The following is a 19,519-nucleotide window of genomic DNA, read 5'->3' as shown; positions in this document are numbered from 1 at the left end:
ACGTATAAAAGAGAGGATATTTGCTTTTCTGTTAAAAAAATGGATATTTAACGTATTCAGTATTACTTTTAACGGCTAATTCAGGTATTCATTTCAGTGACCTACTCACTAAACCAAAAATCAATGGATGTTCCACAAATAAAGAAGGCAGCGAAGGTTTACGACGTTGTTATTGTAGGCTCAGGAGCCGGGGGCGGAATGGCGGCTTATCAACTTTCCAAAGCGGGTGCCACTGTTTGTTTGCTCGAAGCCGGGGGGTATTTCGATCCTGCTGATCCTAAGTATATTAACCAGCTGAAATGGTCGTATGAGTCGCCCCGTCGTGGTGCCGGAACAACCCGTGCCTTTGGTGATTTTGATGCCGCCTGGGGTGGTTGGGAAATTGACGGTGAACCGTATTCGGCCGTAAAAGGGACCGAATTTCACTGGTTCCGTTCCCGGATGCTCGGCGGACGAACGAACCACTGGGGCCGGATTTCTCTGCGGATGGGACCCGATGATTTTAAACGGAGAAGCTTGACGGGAATTGGTGAAGACTGGCCGATTGGCTACGAGGACTTATCGCCCTATTATGACAAAGTAGACGATCTGATTGGGGTTTTTGGTTCCAAAGAAGGTCTTCGGGATGCTCCCGATGGCCGGTTTTTGCCGCCACCCAAACCGCGTCTGCACGAATTGATGATCAAGAAAGCCGGCAAAAGCATTGGCGTACCGGTTATTCCGTCGCGGCTTTCGATTCTGACCAAACCCATTCATGACCGCGGGGGCTGTTTTTACTGCGCCCAGTGCGGCCGGGCCTGTCAGGCCTATGCCGACTTCTCATCGTCGTCGGTATTGTGTATTCCGGCGGTGAAAACCGGTCGGGTAACGCTGATCAACGGCGCCATGGCCCGGGAAGTGATTACGGACCCCAAAACCGGTCTGGCATCCGGCGTATCGTACGTCGATGTGCCCACCATGACGGAACAGTCGGTGATGGGGAAAGTGGTCGTTCTGGCCGCCAGTACCTGCGAAACGGCGCGGTTGCTGCTCAACTCCAAGTCGGCCCGGTTCCAGAACGGTCTGGCCAACTCCAGCGGTGTGGTTGGAAAATACCTCAATGACTCCACCGGTGCGTCGCGCGGAGCCTTCATTCCTGCGCTCATGGACCGCAAACGGTACAACGAAGACGGCGTCGGCGGGGCCCACGTTTACTCGCCCTGGTGGCTGGATAACAAGAAACTGGACTTCCCGCGCGGTTACCACATCGAATACGGTGGCGGTATGGGAATGCCGATGTACGGCTTCGGATTCGGCATGGAAGGACGCAACAGCATTGTTCCGGGCCGCGATGGAAAACCGAGAGAAGCGGGTGGTTACGGTGAAAGTCTGAAGGATGATTTCCGCCGGTTCTACGGTGCCAACATCGGAATGGCCGGTCGCGGAGAACCCGTTCCGCTGGAAAGCAATTATTGCGAAATTGACCCGAACACGGTCGATAAATACGGGATTCCGACGCTGCGTTTCAATTACAAATGGGGCGAAGCCGAAATCAAACAGGCCAAGCACATGCAGGATACGTTCGAGGAAATCATCCACGCAATGGGCGGTATTGCCCTGGGCAAAAAACCGGGTCCGGAAACGAACTACGGTCTGGAAGCTCCCGGAAAAATCATCCACGAAATCGGTACGGCGCGGATGGGCAACGACCCGAAAAACTCGGTGTTGAACAAGTATTCGCAGGCCCACGACGTGAAAAACCTGTTCGTCGTCGACGCAGCGGCTTTCCCGTCGCAAGGTGACAAGAACGTTACGTGGACGATCCTGGCCAACTCCTGGCGGACTTCCGACTACATCATCGATCAGGTCAAGCAAAAAAACATCTAAACCTCCGCCAAACTCCCTTTTTCTCCGCTTACCTCCGCGAAACAAGTTAAAGCTATTTCGCAGAGTTGAGCGGAGAAAAGAGAGGTAAGCGGGGAAAATCTCAGACTATGAAACGTAGAGATTCCCTTAAAGCCATCACCTTGAGCAGCCTCGGGTTTGCCGGTTTGAACCCGCAGATTTCCGCTGCTGAATCCCTGTCGCCACCGGATGTCAAACCGCTGAAAGTGCCCGGCGGCCGGCAGAAGTTTGAAGCCGAGCGCGACGCCAAACTGAATGCGGACAAGTTTTTTACCCCGCACGAACTGAAAACCGTAACGGTGCTGGGCGACATCATCATTCCGGCCGATGCCAAATCCGGCAGTGCATCCCAGGCGGGAGTACCGGCTTTTATCGAATTTATGATGAAAGACCAACCCCAGTGGCAGACGCCGATGCGCGGTGGAATCCGGTGGCTCGACAATGTATGTGTGAAGCGTTTTGGCAAGAAGTTTGCCGATTGCCTCAAAGCGCAACAAATTGAAATTGTCGATGAAATCGCCTATCCGGCCAAAGCCAAACCGGACATGTCGCAGGGCGTTACCTTTTTCAATACCATGCGCGGTTTCGTAGCCACCGGCTTTTTCACCAGCCAGATGGGCATCAAAGACCTCGGCTACGTGGGCAACACTCCCAACCAGTGGGAAGGCGTCCCCGCCGATGTTCTGAAGCAATACAATTTAAGCTACGACGAATAAATTAAGAGTGAAGAGTGCAGGGTTGGCTGTCGCAAGCTGAAAACAAATGCGTCAGCCAACGCTGCACTCTTAACTCATAATTCATAACTCATCTATGGCATCTCGACGTTTGTTTCTTCAGCAATCGGGTTTGATTGCTTCTTCGCTGGCTTTTTCGCCGTTGACCATTGCGCAAGCTCCTAAAAAAGATCGCCTGGGTATTGCCCTCGTCGGCCTGGGCTATTACAGTACGGACCTGCTGGCACCGGCTTTGCAGCTGACCAAAAATTGCTACCTCGCCGGTATTGTAACCGGTACGCCATCGAAAGCCGAGCAGTGGATGAAGAAGTACAACATTCCCGAGAAGAATGTGTACAACTACGAGAATTTCGACAAGATTGCCAACAACCCCGATATCGACGTCGTGTATGTCGTTTTGCCACCGTCGATGCACCGCGAGTATGTGGTGCGGGCGGCCAGGGCGGGCAAGCACGTCTGGGTGGAAAAACCGATGGCCGTCACGGAGAAAGAATGCCAGGCCATGATCGATGCCTGCAAGCAGAACAAGCGGCTGCTGACGGTGGGCTACCGGTTGCAGCACGAACCCAACACCCAGGAATACATTAAATTTTTGCGCGAAGGCAAGATCGGGAAGATTAAAATGGTCAGCTGTTCGGCGGGCTATTACGACGCCCGGACGGACCACTGGAAGCAAAAGAAGGAAATGGGCGGGGGCGTGATGTACGACATGGGCGTTTACGTCTTGCAGGGCGCGCGTCTGGCAACAGGCGAAGAGCCGATTTCGCTCACGGCCCAGCAGTATACAACCCGGCCGGAAGTCTACAAAAATGGCCTCGACGAGACCACGATGGCTCAACTGGTGTTTCCCAGCGGGGCGCGGGCGGCCGTGCAAACCAGCTACGGAATGAACATGAATTTTCTGCATGTTACCGGCGAAAAAGGCTTCCTGAAAATGGAACCCTATTCAGCTTACAACGGGCAAAAAGGCGAAGCATCGGGCGGGGTCAAAATTGAGCATAAGTATGATGTTCCGCGGCAGCAGGCCATGCAAATGGACGACGATGCCGACGCCATCATGAACAACAAACCGGTCATCGCGCCGGGTGAAGAAGGACTCCGGGACATCCGGATTGTGGAAGCAATTTACCGGGCGGCCAAATCCGGTCAGTCGGTTAAATTGACGTAATCGCACGCAACAGACCGATGAATCTCGCCAGAACCGCACCGCATTTTTCCGGGATTCTCCTGTTTTTTTTATTTTTCAGTTTCTCCATTAGTCAGGCCCAAACGGACCAGTGCGCACCTGCGGGACAATTTACCGGTTCACTCCAGGTTGACCTGGGAGTTGGTTGTCTGCCCTTGAAAGTTAAAGCCTCCAGCGGTCTTCGGGATGCAACAAATATCCGGTACGTATTTGATTATCAGGGCGGCACGGTAAAAGAATCCGACTTGACCCGTGACCCGGTTTTTACCTATCGAAAGCCCGGTTTGTTCCGGATTCTTCAGTATTCCGAACAGGCGGGCCGCCAGCTCCGCGCGTGTGCCATCATTCAGGTATACGATACGCTTCAACCGGAAGTTGTGCTGACAGGGTGTTTGACAAAAGTCACCCTGAGCATTCCAAAAGCGGCTGAGTATCAATACGACTGGTATTCCATCGACTGGGGCGACGGCAGCCAGGAGCGGTTGGCCGGTGGTGCAGCTCCTTCGGTTAGTCATACGTACTCAACGGCTACTCAACGGGTTATTTCGGTTCGCGGCCTCCATTTATATGGGAATTGCGGGGGAACGACGCGGGTTGCTTTTCGGCCCGATACGCAGGCATCTGCGCCCGTTATTGATCAGGTACGGGCCATTAGTGCAAACGCCATCGACCTGAGTATCAGGAATTCAAACGGAAACCGCTTCTACATTGAGCAGCGGGTGCCCGGTGGTGCCTACGTGCGAACCACTACTCGACCAGAAACCACCAATCCGGTGATTCGCGTTACCGCCGATACAACAACCGCCGTCTGTTTTCGGCTCGTATTGGCCGATACCTGCCTGCAGGCTACGCCTTCTGCCGAGGTTTGTTATGCACCACCCAAACCACCCGATCCGGTTCCGGTGGCCGATTCGACCGTGTTTATGCCCGATGCGTTCAGCCCCAATGCCGACGGCATCAACGACCGGTTTCAGTTGCAGGGGCTGTTGAGCGGAACCGCCCGGCTGACGGTATACAACCGGTGGGGCGAAGTCGTCTTTTTTACCACCGATGTCCTGACGGGCTGGGATGGGAAACAGAAGGATCAGGCAGTGCCGCCGGGTTCGTATTCGTACCTGCTGGATGTGGAAAAACCGGGCGGTAACCGGATACAAAAACGGGGGGCGGTTCTTGTTATGAAGTAATTAGCTGATTTTCAATCCCAAATTCGTCGGCAAACCATCCAGACTTTTCAGGTTTTTTTCCGTGATATACTCCTGAAGTCCTTCTTCGCCTTTCTTCTTTGCCCAGTCAAAATGGATGTCGCGCTCACCAACGTAGTCGAACAGGGGCACGCCGTAACCGCAGGAGGTTTGTACCAAATCGATTTCGGCCAGGATGAGTTGGCGGGTACTCGGGTAAATGGTGAAGTGTGGGGCAAAAACCGCCCATTCTTCCGAATCGGGCAAAACCGTACGTCCTTTTCCGTATAACCTCAGAATCAGGGGCGCACCGGCAAACGAGCAGAACATGAGGGTGATGCGGCCGTTTTCCAGCGTATGCGCAGACGTCTCGTTTCCGCTGCTGATCAAATCCATGTAGCCAACCCGGTTGTCCGACAGTATCCGGAAACAATCCAGCCCTTTGGGTGACAGATTGACGCGTCCATCGGCACTCAGCGGAGCCGTACTGACGAAAAAAACGTGCTGTTTTTTGATAAAAGCCTGGTGGGGAAGCTTAATGGTGTCGTGAAATTTACCCATAGATTTACTTAAATTTTCAGTAATTCGTTGACTGTCAAGGTCAGGTCGGGTACAACTGGAGCCGCACTAATTAAATCATCCTCCGTGCAGATCACAACGGTTTTGGGCGATGTATACACCGAAACCGTTCGAATATCCGGAATGATTCGCCAGACCACTTGTACACCCGCCTTAAAATATTCGATCAACTTCCGCTCTACTTTCCGAATATCGTCATACTCCGAAATGATTTCGATGACAAAAGCAGGAATTACATTTTTACCAGCCGCCGTTTCCCGAATTTGTTCAGCCGTATACAATGACAGATCAGGTCGGCGCATTTGCTCATCGGTAACCCAGCAGTTTATTTCAGAAACCAGTTCAGAAAACTGTTCATAAGCGACAGTTCCGGTGAATCGACGTGTAATTCGCTGGATAATATACAATTCGTCCTGCTTCATGCCATAGGTGGGTTCCAGTACGCCATTACTCCATTCGTAGACAAAACCATCGTCCGGTTTCCAATTCAGGAAGTCGGTTTTGCTCATCGACTGTCCGGCATAGACCGGGAGCCATTTTTTTGCTTCGTTCGGCACTTCTATCGTTTCCATCGCTCGTTGAATAGGCGTTCGTTCGTAAATATACCAAAAAAGCCTATTGCCCGGCCTGCTCCAGTTGCCGCAGGTTATTCCTGGCTTCGTCGTAATCCGGTTTCAGCGCAACGGCCCGTCGAATGTCGGCCAGTGCACCGGCGCGGTCGCCGAGGTAAAACCGGTCGACACCGCGGTTGTGCAAAGCCGTCGGATCGTTGGGTTTATGCTGAAGATAGCGTTGGTAATCGGCCAGTGATTCCCGGTATTGTTTGAGTTGCAGATAGGTGAAACCGCGTGCCGTCAACACGGTGGTATCTTTGCCGGGTGCCAGCGCCAGCGCTTTATTGAAATCGCCGAGGGCGTCCTGGAAACGGTTGGTTTTGTTGTATGTCAGCCCCCGGTTATAATACACATCGCTCTTGGTCGAATCCAGCCGGATGGCCTGATTATACATTTCCAGCGCCTTCGGAAAATCATTTTTCAGACCGTAGGCATTGCCCAGTCCCTCGTAACAGTGGTAACGACTGCTGCCATTGTCAACGGCCGCCCTGAACTGCTGCAGGGCTTCGTCGATGCGGTTATTTTTGCCGTAATAATCGCCCAGCCCTTCACGCATCTGGTCGTTGTCGGGATAGTATTGCAGGGCGTTTAGCCAGAGCGTTTCCGTGTTTTTCCAGACTTTCACCTGCTGCGTGGTCCGGTAAAAACACAAAATCAAAAAAGCACTTAAACCAAGGGTCGCCAGTCGAAACCGGGCGGGAGACAGGCTGGTTGACCGGTATAAGCTATAGACAATCAGGAATATAAGGCCGAAGTAGGAGAGGTAGCTGTACCGGTCTGCCATGATGGCGGCCCCAACCGTCATGAATTGTAAAACCAGAATAATCGTAATCAGAAAAAAGCCGATGCCGAAAACCACCAGTCGCTGCCGTTCAGTTTTGGCGGTAAATAACTGCCAGACTGCATAGCCAGCGATGCACAGAAAAGCGACCGGCCCCAGCCAGTGCTGCGGTTCGATGTTTCGGACGTTTTCGGGATAGGGATAAAAGGCCGACAACCGGAACGGCGCGACGAGTTTGACCAGATACATCAGAAAGCCGTAGCTGCCGTAGACGAACCACCGGGCGGCAAACGGCTCCTGCCCAACGGCGTCTTTTTTCTCCGCAATCCGCAGTAGCCAGCCGTGAAAATCGCCCCCGGCCTGCACGTTCGTTGCCACCAGACCCACCCCAACCGCAACCAGCAGAAACGGTATTTTTTCGATAAAAACGGAGGTTTTCCAGCCTTGCGTGGTGCCCGAATTTCCGTTTTCCCAGTAGTCGATCAGCAACAAAACCAGGGGGAGTACCACGGCCATGGCCTTGGTCATGCATGATGCGACAAACAAACAAAAAGTCAGCATGAGCCACAAAACAGCGTTTGATTTCCGGTAGCGGAGGTAGGCGAGGCAGGCCGAAAGGAAGAAAAACGTGTAAAGAACGTCTTTGCGCTCCGAAACCCAGATAACCGACTCAACGTGCATGGGATGCAGCCCCCATAAAGCCGCCACAAAAAGCGCAACCCACTGATTTTTACGGCTTAGCTGGTAAGCCAGACCAAACACCAGCAGCGTATTCAGGGCATGGAAGAAGGTGTTGGTAACGATAAACGAAGTGGCTCCGGGGCCAAAAAGGGCCGAATTAGCCGCCAGCGACAGCATTGTTAGCGGGTGGAAGTTGAGGGCGACGACCGATGTTAACAACCGGCGAACATGCTCGCCGGTGGGTTCCAGAACATACGGGTTTCCGAAAACGTATTCCGAATCGTCCCAATCCACAAAGCCGTTGCCAAACCCGAACGCATAGGCGACGAAGACGGCCACCAGCACCAGTGCGAGCCAGCCATACGCTTTAAAACCGGTGTTGGCCGACGGTGGCTGAATGGTGGCTGCGGGTGTGGATTGCCGGGGCGGGTTGTCGGCGGCTGACGAACGAGGATGGGGACGCGGGCTGGGCGGTTTTTGTTTGGCCATGATAGGATCAAGTTACGGAAAATGTTCCGCAAAAGGCGTACCACACGGCACTGTGATGAATCAGGAATCGATGGTGGTTTCCAGAAAGGTCATTTCGTGGTGGCGGATCACCTCGTCGCACTGGGCGCAGGCGGTTGCTCCGCGTTGGTGGAACCACCGGCACCGGCTGCGGATCGGGCAACCGGGCAGATTTTCAACTGCGGTTTTCTCCAGTTGATCGATCAGCCGGTCGACCAGCGTGCAGACCTGCTTCGCTTCGCTCCATTGGTGACAGCCGTTCCGAACGCATTTGCCGGCAAACCGGAATCGCTCTTCGGGCGGGCGTCCCCGGCGGGCGGCTGCAACGAATGTGGCGTCGATGACAAGGGGCTGTTGGAGAAACGAAACCCGCCCGTCGGCTCGTACGATGCCAAAAAGTCGAACACCCGGTTTGGCCAGGTAACTCGGGCAAAGAAGTGACGCTTCTTTGCCCGGTTGCCGATTTTCAGGCGTAATCATCCGTTGAAGAGGCCCTTTTGGACCAGTTTCAGCCGAACGCCATTGATCAAATCGCCGGGGCGAATGGTAGCCGAACCAAATTTGAAGCGTTTGGCGATGGCGATATCGGCTTGGGTGTCGATGTGCGCTAATTCCCGCATCACCACTTCCTGAATACCGGATGAGATGCGTTCGTGCTGTTCTTTCGTCAGTTCGATTCCTTCCAGCGCGGCTACAAAATGAGCGGCTTTGGTTTCTGTATTTGGCTCCATGATACAAAGGTGAAGTTTAAGATAATTGACTGAATCAAAGGTAGATAAGTGCTTTGCCTGATCATAGAGCAGGACTACGCATTTTATCGGGCAGGTACCTATACGGGCCTGGGCGTAGTTCTTCGGGCGTAGATCCGGCAACAAAAAAAGCCCCGCATCGATGCGGGGCTTTATGACTGGAAAATGGCGGTTATTCTTTGACAACTTTCGCTATTTTTCCTTTTTGATCTTTCAGTCTGGGGCGCGTCACGCCGTAAGAACCGCGCCAGATTTTACCGCGCTTGGTTTTAACATCTCCTTTACCCATGTTCAGTTAGAATTTAGTTTGACTCTAAAACGGACTATAAATCGGGTTTATAGTCAATAAGAAATCCTAGTTAATCATTTAATCGCACAAATCAAAGTCCGGGGGACTTCAGCACCACGCCCGTGCCTAAAATTTCAGGCCTGTGTCCGCTCTTGCCTCGGATTTCCAAACAACTGCCAGCGGAACGGGTTAGCCTATGAAAGTTCAACATTAAAACTGCAAGGTATGGCAAATGAAAAAAGACCGGTTTCGGACGTACTCGGAATGGGTCAAATTGAACCGGAGGCAAGTGGGTCGAGCCAGATTAATGTCGGCGCTTCCGAGCGGATTTTGTCGGCAGCCGGTGGGGCGCTACTCCTGTCCTACGGTCTTCGAAAAGCGTCGTTCGGCGGGTTGCTGCTGGCGGCTGTCGGTGGGTATCTGACGTACCGGGGCACCTCAGGGTATTGTCCGATGAATGAGCGGCTGGGGCGAAACACGGCGCAGGAAGATGAAATTGTGGATGCCATTGAGATTTCGAAAAGCCTGACCATCAATAAACCGCGCGAAGAAGTATTCAAATACTGGCGACAGCTGGAAAACCTGCCGCGGTTTATGTTCCACCTGAAGGAGATAAAACAGATTGATCCGAAACGGTCACACTGGGTAGCTCAGTTGGCCGACAACCCGTTCGCCAAAGTGCTGGGTTCGGTGGAGTGGGATGCGCAGATCATCGATGAGGTTGAGAATGAGCGCATTGTCTGGAAATCGGTGGAAGGTGCCCGCATCGACAACGCCGGAGAAGTGCGGTTTATCGATGCGCCCGGTGGCCGCGGAACGGAGGTTCACGCCACGATTCAATACCGCCCGCCCGCCGGACAGTTGGGCGGGACGATCATGAAGTTGTTCAATCCGACCTTCAAACAGATGGTCAAACAGGACCTTCGGCGGTTTAAGCAGTTGCTGGAAACCGGTGAAATTGCCACCATCAAAGGCCAGTCCTCCGGCCGGACCAAAGAGAATGAATCTTTAGAAAAACCGTCATCTGAATACGCAACCGTCCAGGAAAAGCATGAAAGCCTTATGTTATAACGGCGTGGGCGATCTGCGCACCGAACGGGTGCCCGATCCCGCCATTCTCAATCCGAAAGACGCCATTCTGCGCGTCATTTATTCGTCCGTCTGCGGTTCCGATCTGCACCTGATCAACGGCTACGTCCCCACCGTGATGCAGGGCGACATTCTGGGCCATGAGTTCATGGGCGAGGTGGTCGAGGTCGGAACGGAAGTGAAAAAACTGAAAAAAGGCGACCGCGTGGTGGTGGGTTCCATCATTGCCTGCGGAGAATGTTCGTACTGTCAGTCGCAGGCATTTTCGCTTTGCGACAACTCCAACCCGCACGCCTGGATGCTCGAAAAAGCCTATGGCGATTCATCCGCCGGTATTTTTGGGTACTCACACGCCTTCGGCGGCTATGCCGGTTCCCACGCGGATTACATCCGGGTGCCGTTTGCCGACCGTGGTGCGTTTGTCATTCCGGAGGGCATTTCGGATGAATCGGCGGTGTTTGTTTCCGACGCCGTTCCGACGGGCTACATGGCCGCCGACATGGCCGACATTCAACCCGGCGATACCGTGGCCATCTGGGGCTGCGGGGGCGTGGGGCAAATGGCCATTCAGTCGGCCTGGATCAAGGGTGCGGCCCGGGTGATTGCCATCGACCGTGAACCGGAACGGCTAAGGTTGGCCAGGGAACACGGAAAAGCCGAAACGCTGGACTTTTCCAAAGTGAACTTGCAGGAAGCTCTGCGCGAAATGACGGGCGGGCGTGGTCCCGATCGGTGCATCGATTGTGTGGGCATGGAAGCGGTTTCGGACAGTTTTGCCTATTATTATGACAAAGCAAAGCAATACGTGCGGCTCGAAAGCGACCGTCCGCTGGTGTTGCGCGATGCCATTATGGCGTGCCGGAAGGGCGGAACCGTCTCGATCGTCGGGGTGTACGGCGGTCTGGTTGACAGCATTCCGATGGGAGCGGCCATGAATAAAGCCCTGACGTTTAAAATGGGTCAGCAGCACTCCCAAAAATACATCCCTGAGTTGTTCGACCACATGCAAAACGGCCGATTGGACCCGTCCTTTCTGTTCACCCAGAAAATGTCGCTGGACGACGGGATGAAAGGCTACGATCTGTTCAATAAGAAGCAAACGATGCGCGTGGTGTTTGCCCCGGGCGGAGTGGCTTAGGGTTCAGAATGATGAAGTTAATTGGCTGTTTATCAGCAAATTTTGAAATTTCTTATTCATTTTTCAGGATCTAAAATAGGGGTGAGGTTGCTTACGATTGTCATTGGTTCGAACAGTAAACAACGAACGAATGGATTTGCAGCAACTGGAGCAGGACTTGCTCCCCCTGACCGCCTATGCCGCTCCGGTGGTGTTTGGGTCGGTATTTCTGGAATACTGGCTGACCCGTCATGACGAAGAACACCGGTATCAAAGCCGGGATTTCTGGTCATCCGTCGGAATTGGCCTGGGCAGTTTGCTCATCAATGCCATTCTGAAAACGAGCGTTTTCGGAATGGCATTGTTTTTCTACAAAATCGTCCCCTGGCGCATCGAAACCCACTGGTGGACGTGGCTGGTAGCCTACGCACTGATTGATCTCTGCAATTACTTTGCCCATTTCATCGCCCACAAACAGCGGGTCTGGTGGGCCACCCACGTCACCCACCATTCCTCCGAACACCTCAATTTTTCGACGGCCTTCCGAAATTCGTGGACGCAGCATTTAAAGCTGATTTTTTTCGTTCCGGCCTGGGTATCGGGTATCAATCCGGTGGTGATTCTGACGTGTTACCAGATCGATTTGCTGTACCAGTTCTGGATTCATACCGAAGTGATCCGCAAAATGCCGCGCTGGTTTGAATTTTTCTTCGTCACGCCCTCGCACCACCGCGTTCACCACGGCAGCAACGACCGGTATCTCGACAAAAACTTCGGTTCGTCGCTCATCATCTGGGACCGGATCTTCGGAACGTTTCAGGAAGAAGATGAGGAACCGGTTTACGGCCTGACCAAACCGGTGGCGTCTTTCAACCCGGTTTATCTCAACTTTCACGTCTGGGTAGACATTGGCCGGGATTTGCGGAAGGCGAAATCGGCCCGCGAGGTTTGGGAAATCCTGTTCGGCCCACCCGTCTGACCCGGCTATTGGTACGTTCCGACCAGGGTCAGGACCGACTTCGGTTCCAGCCGAACCTGGTTGGTTGGTACGGTGGATCGGGTCAGGGTTTTCGTTGCCGAAGTCGTGTAACCGGCCCATTGATTCTTTCGGATTTTCAGACCGGGAAGCACCAGCGGCTGGGTGTCGGATGTCATGTTGATGCAGACCAGCACGATCTGGTTACGCCGGGAATCTTTGTAAGCCGATACCATACACTGACCGGCCTCCGTCACCGGGTTGCTGGCCGTACCGATGCGAACCGCAACCCGTTTCATACCCGGACGCACAAACCGGGCATAATTACCCAACGCCCAGAGCTGTTTCGAGTCGATTACCTGCCCATCGTGCCGGGCGTTATTATGCGCTTTGTAGGTGCCGTCGGGACCGTTGATATAGACGAGTCCGTCGCTGTAATCGTACGGATTGATGGCCAGCCACCACTGCCACGACGTTACGTTAGCCAGTGTCAGGTCGTGGTGAATCACTTTGGCCACATACAGGCCATAGGCGATGTCGGTGTGGCGCGGACTGCCGTTGTATTGCCCGCAAATGTCGCCCAGCACCCCGAACTCACTTTGCCAGAGCTGCGGATTGCCAATGGTTTTCACGCGTTGCGCTACTGTCTGACGCATGGCCACCAGGGCCGAATCCCGGCAGGTTGAAAAGTAGCTGTGATAGGTCCAGATGGGTTCAACGTTGGGAAGTTTGGCCAGAGAAGTGGGTTGCCTGAAAAAATAATCAAGCTGATTTCCCCGGCCGCTCTCGGCTTTCCCGTAGAGATAATCCAGCTGGCCCGCTTCTCCGGTCACCACCGTTGTCCGGGCTTTGCCGGCCGCCAGTTTTTCCGATAAGGCTCTGGCGACAGCCGCAATATCGGTGTTTTCGGCCGGTGAACCTTCCTGGTTGGCTTTGCCATTTTTACCCGCGGTCCAGTCCCACTGCGGTTCGTTGATCGGACTTAGGTAATCGAGTTTGAAATGGTCGGCCACGGTCGCCAGAAAATCGGCGAATGGGCCGAGAGCCGCCGGTTTGAGATTAAAGCTTTTCCCGCCGGGCGAAAACGCTTTGCCGTTGCGGGTCATTTGAACGGGCGGAGAGTTCGTAAAGCCCAGCGTATAGCGAACCCCGCGCTTTTTGGCCGCCTGCAAAAACCACTGATTGCCAGCCTGTTTACTCCAGTCATACCGTCCGTCGGGGGTCAGGAAACATTCTTCCCGGCGCCATTCATCGCGAATCGCGCTGCTGTCTTTCTGTTCAAAACTGCCCGCTCCGATGTTGACGCGCCACAGTGAAAGGCCGATTCCTTTGGGTTGCCCGTTGGCCAGCGTATCGAGGCTGAACAGCAGATCGGCGATCTGATTCTTTTTCGTCTCATCGCGCCAGGTTCCGATAAACTTGGCCGACCAGCAGTCGGATGCTCCGAAACTGTGAATGGTCTGGAATTCCTCTTTTAAATCAACCGTAACCGTTTGGGCCAGCGGTGGCGCAGGCTCGACAAGGGGACGACTCGCGCTGGTAAGAATAACCAGGTTGAACAGAGCGGCTTTTGCAAGTAGTTTCATCGCATCGACTAATGCTATTATGACCGGATTCAGACTTCCGACAATTGTTTCTTTACCACTTCGATTCCGCGCGCTACTTCGGTGTCAAAATCGGTCCAGTTGCACTCCAGCGACAATCCGCCCTGGTACCTGATCTGTTTCAGGGCCCGGAAATAGGGTCTGAAATCATCACCTTTTACGCCGGGGGCGGTTCGGCTTTGTTTCTCGGCAATATGGCAATGCGTGATGAAGTCGGCATATTTAATGATTTCCTCCGGTTTTTCATCCTCTTTCAGCATGTGGTAAATATCACATTGCAACTTAAACCAGGGATTGTTTACAGCCTGAATAATTTCGACGCCGTCGGCCAGGCTGTTAATAAAGTTGGTTTCGCCCCGGTTCAGCGGTTCGACCGCCAGGGTTACGCCGTGTTTTTCGGCCAGCGGAGCCATTTTCTGGCACAGGGTGATATGTTGTGCTTTGGCGGTGGCCCGGTCGAATCCGTCGGGAATGGCCCGCGAACCACCGCTGCCAAACACGATGTTTTTGGAACCGCATTCCTTCGCCCGGCGGAGCGCCAGATCGGCCCGCTTTAAAATGGCTTCGTGGTGGAGGTCCGGCCCAACCGACTTTAAGCTACCCGGAAAAAAATAGATGTAGGACCGAACCGGTAACCCGCCCGACTGGAGCGCGACCCGGTTTTTTTCGTACTGTTCATCTCCGGCGTCCGGGATTAAAAACCGCCCGACGCTTTCCTCCACAAACGAAAAACCCATACTTTTTAATAAACCGGCCTTGTCATAGGAGGTGCAAACGCCCAGCGGCAGGGATAAACCGGCGGTCATTTCACCCGCCAGAGCACCTTTAACCAGCGTAGTAGCTCCGGCGATACCGGCAACCAGACCGGTGGTACGCTTGAGAAAAGATCTTCGGGAAGTCTGTTTTTCGACTAAATTCATGGGTACGGAGCCAATCAGATGCTTTACAAAGGAATATAACTGAATAAACCGTTTTCCCGGATATTCTACCTATCTACCACCCGCAAAAGGAAATTTGACATAAAATCAATGCATTTGGCCAGGTGATGGAGAGCAAAGTAGAGGGGGCTTCGCTAACTTTTTTTAGGAAGATGATGGGCTACTCTTTACTTTTAGGAGATTATTCTATTTGTTAGCGTATTAATTCCTTTTTTGTTTATAAAATATGAAAGTTGATTCGCAGGCCAATAAAGTATATAGTGAATTAAGGCGGAAAATTCTGTCCAATCAATTGGTGGCCGGCACTCGCTTGAAGGAAGATATTTGGGCCAAAAAGCTGGAAGTCAACCGGATTGCGGTTCGCGAAGCCCTCACCCGGCTTCAAGGAGAGCAACTGATCGTTCCCGGTGAGAAAGGCGGTTATTTTGTGAAGATGATGACCGCGGCCGATATCAAAGAAATCCGGGAGTTGCGGGAGATTCTGGAATTGGGGGCCATCCGGCTGGCCATTCAGAAAATAACCGCCGAACAACTGGCTAAACTGGAGGAAATCTGCCATGATTTTACGTCGATGGTGGAGCGGGGGTATTTTGGCGGAGCGTGTGAAGCCGACGTCAAGTTCCACGAAACGCTGATCGATATTGCGCAGAATGATAAACTGAAAAGCATCTACGAAAACAGTAATGTTCCGCTGTTCCATCAAAAACTCGGCAAAACGCAGATTTACATGGATGATTACGAGCAAACCGATCAGGAACATCGGCTGATTTTGAAGTCCTTACAAGAAAAAGATTTGCAACTCGCCCAGGATGCGCTGACCAAACATCTGCTGCGCGGTGAGGCCGCTTCATTGGAAATTGAGTAAAAAAGCCCCAAAGCGGGTTTAACTGCACGGTTTTGAATCGGATACGTCGATGAGAGTCAACCCGCTGGCTCTGATCCCCGATCCGCATCCGGTCTTTCCCTTCTACACGCCGGAATTTCCCCTTTCCTCATTATCCATTCCATTCTCGTACGTACGCTCCCCGTTTTTGAATTGGGTGATCCTATTGTCAGACCTAATTTTTAATCCGGCTGTCCGAATCAGATTTTCGGAAGAAAATTATTTTATTTTCTATTTCTATTTTGTTTACAAAATTTGCTTTTATTTGTAATCAAAATCAGGACGGAATTGCATTGCCTTTTTGTCGATCAGCCGAATAAAAGATGCTATCCGCATCAGTGGCCCAAATACGATAGGGGTCGACACCAACGGTTTTTCGACCGCTAGTGATTCGAATGGCAAACGGAAAACCGGTGGTGCTACCCGAAAGCCCCGGATACGTTCGGACCCCGGCGCATCCCATTCTTCAGCGTACGCTTAACTCATTCATACACCCTTTATTATGCGATTTTGAGAACAACTACCTTATGAAAACACAAGCCAAATCATCTGTCATTGGTCCTGATCGCTTTCCCGGCAAGCGCATCCGACGGGTTTTCCGTCTAACCCTCTTCCTGCTGGGGATCGAAGGGACCATGAGTCTGGTCAGTTTGCCGACGGCGAACCAGGCGATGGCCCAACAAACGAAACAGATTACGGGTCGGGTGCTGGATAATCAGAAAAATGCTGTTCCGGGGGCATCGGTCGTGGCCAAAGGCAGCAACACGGGCGTGACCACCGACGCGGAGGGCAAGTTTTCGCTTTCCGTTTCCAGCACCATCAGCACGCTCGTCATTTCCTACATCGGAATGACCCCGCAGGAAATTGAAATCGGCAGCCGCTCGGCGCTGGGCGACATCACCCTTTCCGAAAGCAGCATGGTTCTGCGCGAAGTGGTCGTAACGGCGCTCGGAATCGAACGGGCGGCCAAAACGATTACGTATTCGATCCAGAAAATCGGCGGGGAACAGATCAACGAGGTGCGGGACGCCAACTTTACCAACACACTTTCGGGCAAAATCGCCGGGTTAACCATTACACCATCGGCCAACGGCCCCGGTGGTGCCACCCGGATTGTGCTGCGGGGCAACCGGTCGATTCAGGGCTCAAACAATGCGCTGATCGTGGTGGATGGCGTGCCCGTCGATAACTCAACGCCCGCCGGTCAGATTCGCACGGATGCCGGAGGGCAGAGTGGGAGCGACGGTGCGTCGAGCATCAACCCCGATGATATTGAGTCGATTAACGTATTGAAAGGCGCGGCTGGCGCGGCCCTGTATGGCAGCCGGGCAGCCAACGGTGTGATCATCATTACGACGAAAAAAGGCAGAAGCGGCAAGATCGACGTGAACATCAATTCCGGCGTAACGATGGACCAGGCGCTGACCACACCGGATTTGCAGAATTCGTATGGCCAGGGCGCGGGCGGTAAATACTCGACGCAGACCAACGGAAGCTGGGGACCGGCCATTGCCGGACAAAGTGTGACCGACTGGCAGGGCAATACCGTGGGCCTTCAGGCGTATCCGAACAACATCAGTGACTTTTTCCGGACGGCCGTTTCAACCAACAATTCGATTGGCGTCAGCGGTGGTTCCGACAAAATACAGACTTACCTCTCGTACTCCAACAACTACATCAACGGCATCGTACCGAATAACCACCTGGCCCGAAATACCTTCAACGGGCGGTTGAGCGTGGATTTGACGAGCCGCCTGACCGTCGATGCGAAACTGACCTACATGCTCCAGAATATCTACGACAAACCCGGTGTCGGCGGAGATGGCCTGGTGGTCGCCAATATTTTCAGAATACCGCGGAGTGTCGATCCGGCCACCCTGAAGACCTATAAGAACGTGAGCCTGAGCGGGGTCGAAACGCCGACCTACTGGACCAGCCCCGATCCGGTATACATGAATCCGTACTGGACCATCAACAACACGCACCACGACGAAAACCGGAGCCGGATGACCGGTTTAATGGTGATGCGCTACAAACTGACGGACTGGCTGAACATCCAGGGACGCATCAGTTCCGATAGTTACAACGATTTTATCAGCCAGAAATACGCCAACAATACGGTTAATTACGCCCGTCAGCCGGGTGGTTTTTACTCGGAAGGCAACGATTACGTGGCCGAACGAAATGCCGATATTCTTTTGACGGGCACGAACCGCCTGACGTCTGATCTGAAAATCAACTACAATCTGGGTGGGTCGCTGCTGAACCGCAGCCTGCGCCACCGCGTCAACATTGCCGATGGACTGGGTTTTCCCAACAAATACGACCTGAGTTACGCCACGACGCTGAAGGTGGAAACCGCAACCACCAAACGGCAACTTCAGTCGCTCTACGGAACGGCCCAGCTTTCGTACCGGGATTATCTGTTTCTGGATCTGACCGCCCGCAACGACTGGTCGAGCACGCTGCCCGCACCGTATTCCTACTTCTATCCCTCGGTTGGCGTATCGGCCATCCTGTCCGAAATGTTCAAATTGCCCACCTGGGTTAGTCTGGGAAAAATCCGGGCCTCCGTCACCAAAGTGGGGAACGACGCCAATCCGTACCTGCTGGGCCAGACGTATACGTACATCCGGGGCGGTTTCGGCGGGTATGTTGCCAGCAGCAGCACCAAGGCGATTGCCGATCTGAAGCCCGAATTGACCCAGTCGCTCGAACTCGGAACGGAATGGCGGTTTTACGAAAACCGCCTGGGAATCGATCTGACGTATTACAAAACCAACTCCGAAAACCAGCTGCTGCAGGTGGCATCGCCGGCTTCTTCCGGGTATTCGACGCTCAATGTGAACGCGGGCAACATTCAGAATACCGGCTTTGAGGTCATGCTGACGGGCAAACCGGTCGTGAAAAAAGATTTTGCCTGGAATGTCGGGTTGAACTACGCGCTCAATAAAAATAAGGTGATTGCGCTCTACGAAGGCGTGAGCCTGTTCTACCTCGGTTCGTCGGCCAACGTGCGCATGGCAACGCCGGTGATCAAGGAAGGCGGTTCGTACGGCGATCTGTACGGGTATACCTGGAAAAAGCTGAACGGTGAACACGTGGTCAATGCCAATGGCGTACCGGTAAAAAGTGACGCGATCGAAAGGCTGGGCAACTACAACCCCAAATTCACGCTGGGCTTCAGCAACAGTTTTACCTACAAAAACTGGAACCTGTCCGTTCTGGTCGATGGTAAATTTGGTGGAATCGTTACCTCGGGGACGGCCGCCCAGATGGCCTACGCCGGTACGGCCGCCAGCACCGTGGCCAATCGGGAAGGCACTTCCTGGGTGCTTCCCGGTGTGACGCCCGAAGGCAAGGCCAATGCCGTTGCCATTAATGGTGAGAAATTCTGGCAAACCGTCGCGCAGGGCGATTACTCCTGGGGCGAATTCTTTACCTACGATGCCACCAATGTTCGGGTGCGTGAACTGACGTTTGGCTATAACTTCAAAAACCTGCCCGGTTTCTTCAAAATGGCCCGGTTGTCGTTCGTGGCCCGCAACGCGTTTTTCCTGTACCGCGGCAATGCGCTTCTGGACATTCCGGGCGTCGGCAAACGGAAAATGGATTTCGATCCGGAAGTTAGCTTCGGCAACAGCAACTACCAGGGCGTGGAATATTACAACCTGCCTTCGACCCGCAACATTGGCGTGAACCTCAAACTGTCATTCTAACCGCTATT

The 19,519-nt window shown here is 53.3% G+C and carries 17 protein-coding genes; 9 read left to right on the top strand and 8 right to left on the bottom strand.

Annotated features, from left to right (window positions below; translation table 11 throughout):
• Window positions 1-123 precede the first annotated feature (123 nt).
• The 4 genes from EHT87_RS07295 (at window position 124) to EHT87_RS07280 (ending at window position 4,988) form a co-directional block, all read left to right on the top strand.
• Complete coding sequence (locus EHT87_RS07295; RefSeq protein WP_124905295.1) at window positions 124-1,866, top strand: GMC oxidoreductase; 1,743 nt, start codon at window positions 124-126, stop codon at window positions 1,864-1,866.
• Between the two features lie 107 nt (window positions 1,867-1,973).
• Window positions 1,974-2,600 carry a gluconate 2-dehydrogenase subunit 3 family protein gene (locus EHT87_RS07290; RefSeq protein ID WP_124905293.1) on the top strand — a complete coding sequence of 209 codons (627 nt, stop codon included), beginning with the start codon at window positions 1,974-1,976 and terminating at the stop codon, window positions 2,598-2,600.
• Window positions 2,601-2,694: 94 nt separating this feature from the next.
• Window positions 2,695-3,786: a Gfo/Idh/MocA family protein gene (locus EHT87_RS07285; protein ID WP_124905291.1), complete on the top strand. Its 1,092-nt coding sequence runs from the start codon at window positions 2,695-2,697 to the stop codon at window positions 3,784-3,786.
• A gap of 17 nt (window positions 3,787-3,803) precedes the next feature.
• Window positions 3,804-4,988, top strand: a complete 1,185-nt coding sequence (locus tag EHT87_RS07280) for a T9SS type B sorting domain-containing protein (RefSeq protein WP_124905289.1) — start codon at window positions 3,804-3,806, stop codon at window positions 4,986-4,988.
• On the opposite strand, the gene EHT87_RS07275 is transcribed toward EHT87_RS07280, so the two are convergent.
• The 6 genes from EHT87_RS07275 to EHT87_RS07250 all read right to left on the bottom strand — a co-directional run bounded on the left by EHT87_RS07275 (window position 4,989) and on the right by EHT87_RS07250 (window position 9,185).
• The gene (locus EHT87_RS07275; protein ID WP_124905287.1) at window positions 4,989-5,546 is read right to left on the bottom strand and encodes a pyridoxamine 5'-phosphate oxidase family protein; all 558 of its coding nucleotides are present in this window, start codon (window positions 5,544-5,546) and stop codon (window positions 4,989-4,991) included. It lies immediately after the preceding gene.
• 8 nt (window positions 5,547-5,554) lie between these two features.
• Window positions 5,555-6,136 (bottom strand): Uma2 family endonuclease, encoded by a 582-nt coding sequence (locus tag EHT87_RS07270; RefSeq protein WP_124905285.1) that lies wholly within the window; start codon window positions 6,134-6,136, stop codon window positions 5,555-5,557.
• Between the two features lie 43 nt (window positions 6,137-6,179).
• A complete protein-coding gene (locus EHT87_RS07265; RefSeq protein ID WP_124905283.1) occupies window positions 6,180-8,129 on the bottom strand; it encodes a tetratricopeptide repeat protein in 1,950 nt (649 codons plus the stop codon).
• A 60-nt stretch (window positions 8,130-8,189) separates the two neighbouring features.
• Window positions 8,190-8,627 carry a hypothetical protein gene (locus EHT87_RS07260; protein ID WP_124905281.1) on the bottom strand — a complete coding sequence of 146 codons (438 nt, stop codon included), beginning with the start codon at window positions 8,625-8,627 and terminating at the stop codon, window positions 8,190-8,192.
• Window positions 8,624-8,878, bottom strand: coding sequence for a hypothetical protein (locus EHT87_RS07255; RefSeq protein WP_124905279.1), 255 nt, complete (start codon window positions 8,876-8,878; stop codon window positions 8,624-8,626). Before EHT87_RS07255 ends, EHT87_RS07260 begins: the two co-directional genes overlap by 4 nt.
• Window positions 8,879-9,068: 190 nt before the next feature.
• Window positions 9,069-9,185, bottom strand: a complete 117-nt coding sequence (locus EHT87_RS07250; RefSeq protein ID WP_124905277.1) for a 30S ribosomal protein THX — start codon at window positions 9,183-9,185, stop codon at window positions 9,069-9,071.
• Window positions 9,186-9,410: 225 nt separating this feature from the next.
• On the opposite strand from EHT87_RS07250, the gene EHT87_RS07245 reads away from it, so the two are divergent.
• The 3 genes from EHT87_RS07245 (at window position 9,411) to EHT87_RS07235 (ending at window position 12,370) form a co-directional block, all read left to right on the top strand.
• Window positions 9,411-10,256 (top strand): SRPBCC family protein, encoded by an 846-nt coding sequence (locus EHT87_RS07245; RefSeq protein ID WP_124905275.1) that lies wholly within the window; start codon window positions 9,411-9,413, stop codon window positions 10,254-10,256.
• Complete coding sequence (locus EHT87_RS07240; protein WP_124905273.1) at window positions 10,237-11,412, top strand: zinc-dependent alcohol dehydrogenase; 1,176 nt, start codon at window positions 10,237-10,239, stop codon at window positions 11,410-11,412. The genes EHT87_RS07245 and EHT87_RS07240 overlap by 20 nt, the downstream gene beginning before the upstream one ends.
• Window positions 11,413-11,542: 130 nt before the next feature.
• The gene (locus EHT87_RS07235) at window positions 11,543-12,370 is read left to right on the top strand and encodes a sterol desaturase family protein (RefSeq protein ID WP_124905271.1); all 828 of its coding nucleotides are present in this window, start codon (window positions 11,543-11,545) and stop codon (window positions 12,368-12,370) included.
• 5 nt (window positions 12,371-12,375) lie between these two features.
• Here the strand turns inward: EHT87_RS07235 and EHT87_RS07230 are convergent, their stop codons facing one another.
• Window positions 12,376-13,953: a glycoside hydrolase gene (locus EHT87_RS07230; protein WP_124905269.1), complete on the bottom strand. Its 1,578-nt coding sequence runs from the start codon at window positions 13,951-13,953 to the stop codon at window positions 12,376-12,378.
• Between the two features lie 29 nt (window positions 13,954-13,982).
• Window positions 13,983-14,891 carry a sugar phosphate isomerase/epimerase family protein gene (locus tag EHT87_RS07225; protein WP_124905267.1) on the bottom strand — a complete coding sequence of 303 codons (909 nt, stop codon included), beginning with the start codon at window positions 14,889-14,891 and terminating at the stop codon, window positions 13,983-13,985.
• A 244-nt stretch (window positions 14,892-15,135) separates the two neighbouring features.
• Between EHT87_RS07225 and EHT87_RS07220 the strand changes: the two genes are divergently transcribed.
• Both EHT87_RS07220 and EHT87_RS07215 read left to right on the top strand, forming a co-directional pair.
• Window positions 15,136-15,774 (top strand): GntR family transcriptional regulator, encoded by a 639-nt coding sequence (locus EHT87_RS07220; RefSeq protein WP_124905265.1) that lies wholly within the window; start codon window positions 15,136-15,138, stop codon window positions 15,772-15,774.
• Between the two features lie 545 nt (window positions 15,775-16,319).
• Window positions 16,320-19,511, top strand: a complete 3,192-nt coding sequence (locus tag EHT87_RS07215) for a SusC/RagA family TonB-linked outer membrane protein (RefSeq protein ID WP_124905263.1) — start codon at window positions 16,320-16,322, stop codon at window positions 19,509-19,511.
• Window positions 19,512-19,519 lie beyond the last annotated feature (8 nt).

It is taken from the genome of Larkinella knui (assembly GCF_003858645.1).
Classification (GTDB): domain Bacteria; phylum Bacteroidota; class Bacteroidia; order Cytophagales; family Spirosomataceae; genus Larkinella; species Larkinella knui.
Note: the sequence above shows the minus strand (reverse complement) of the source record. Positions and strands in the feature narration are given on the sequence as shown.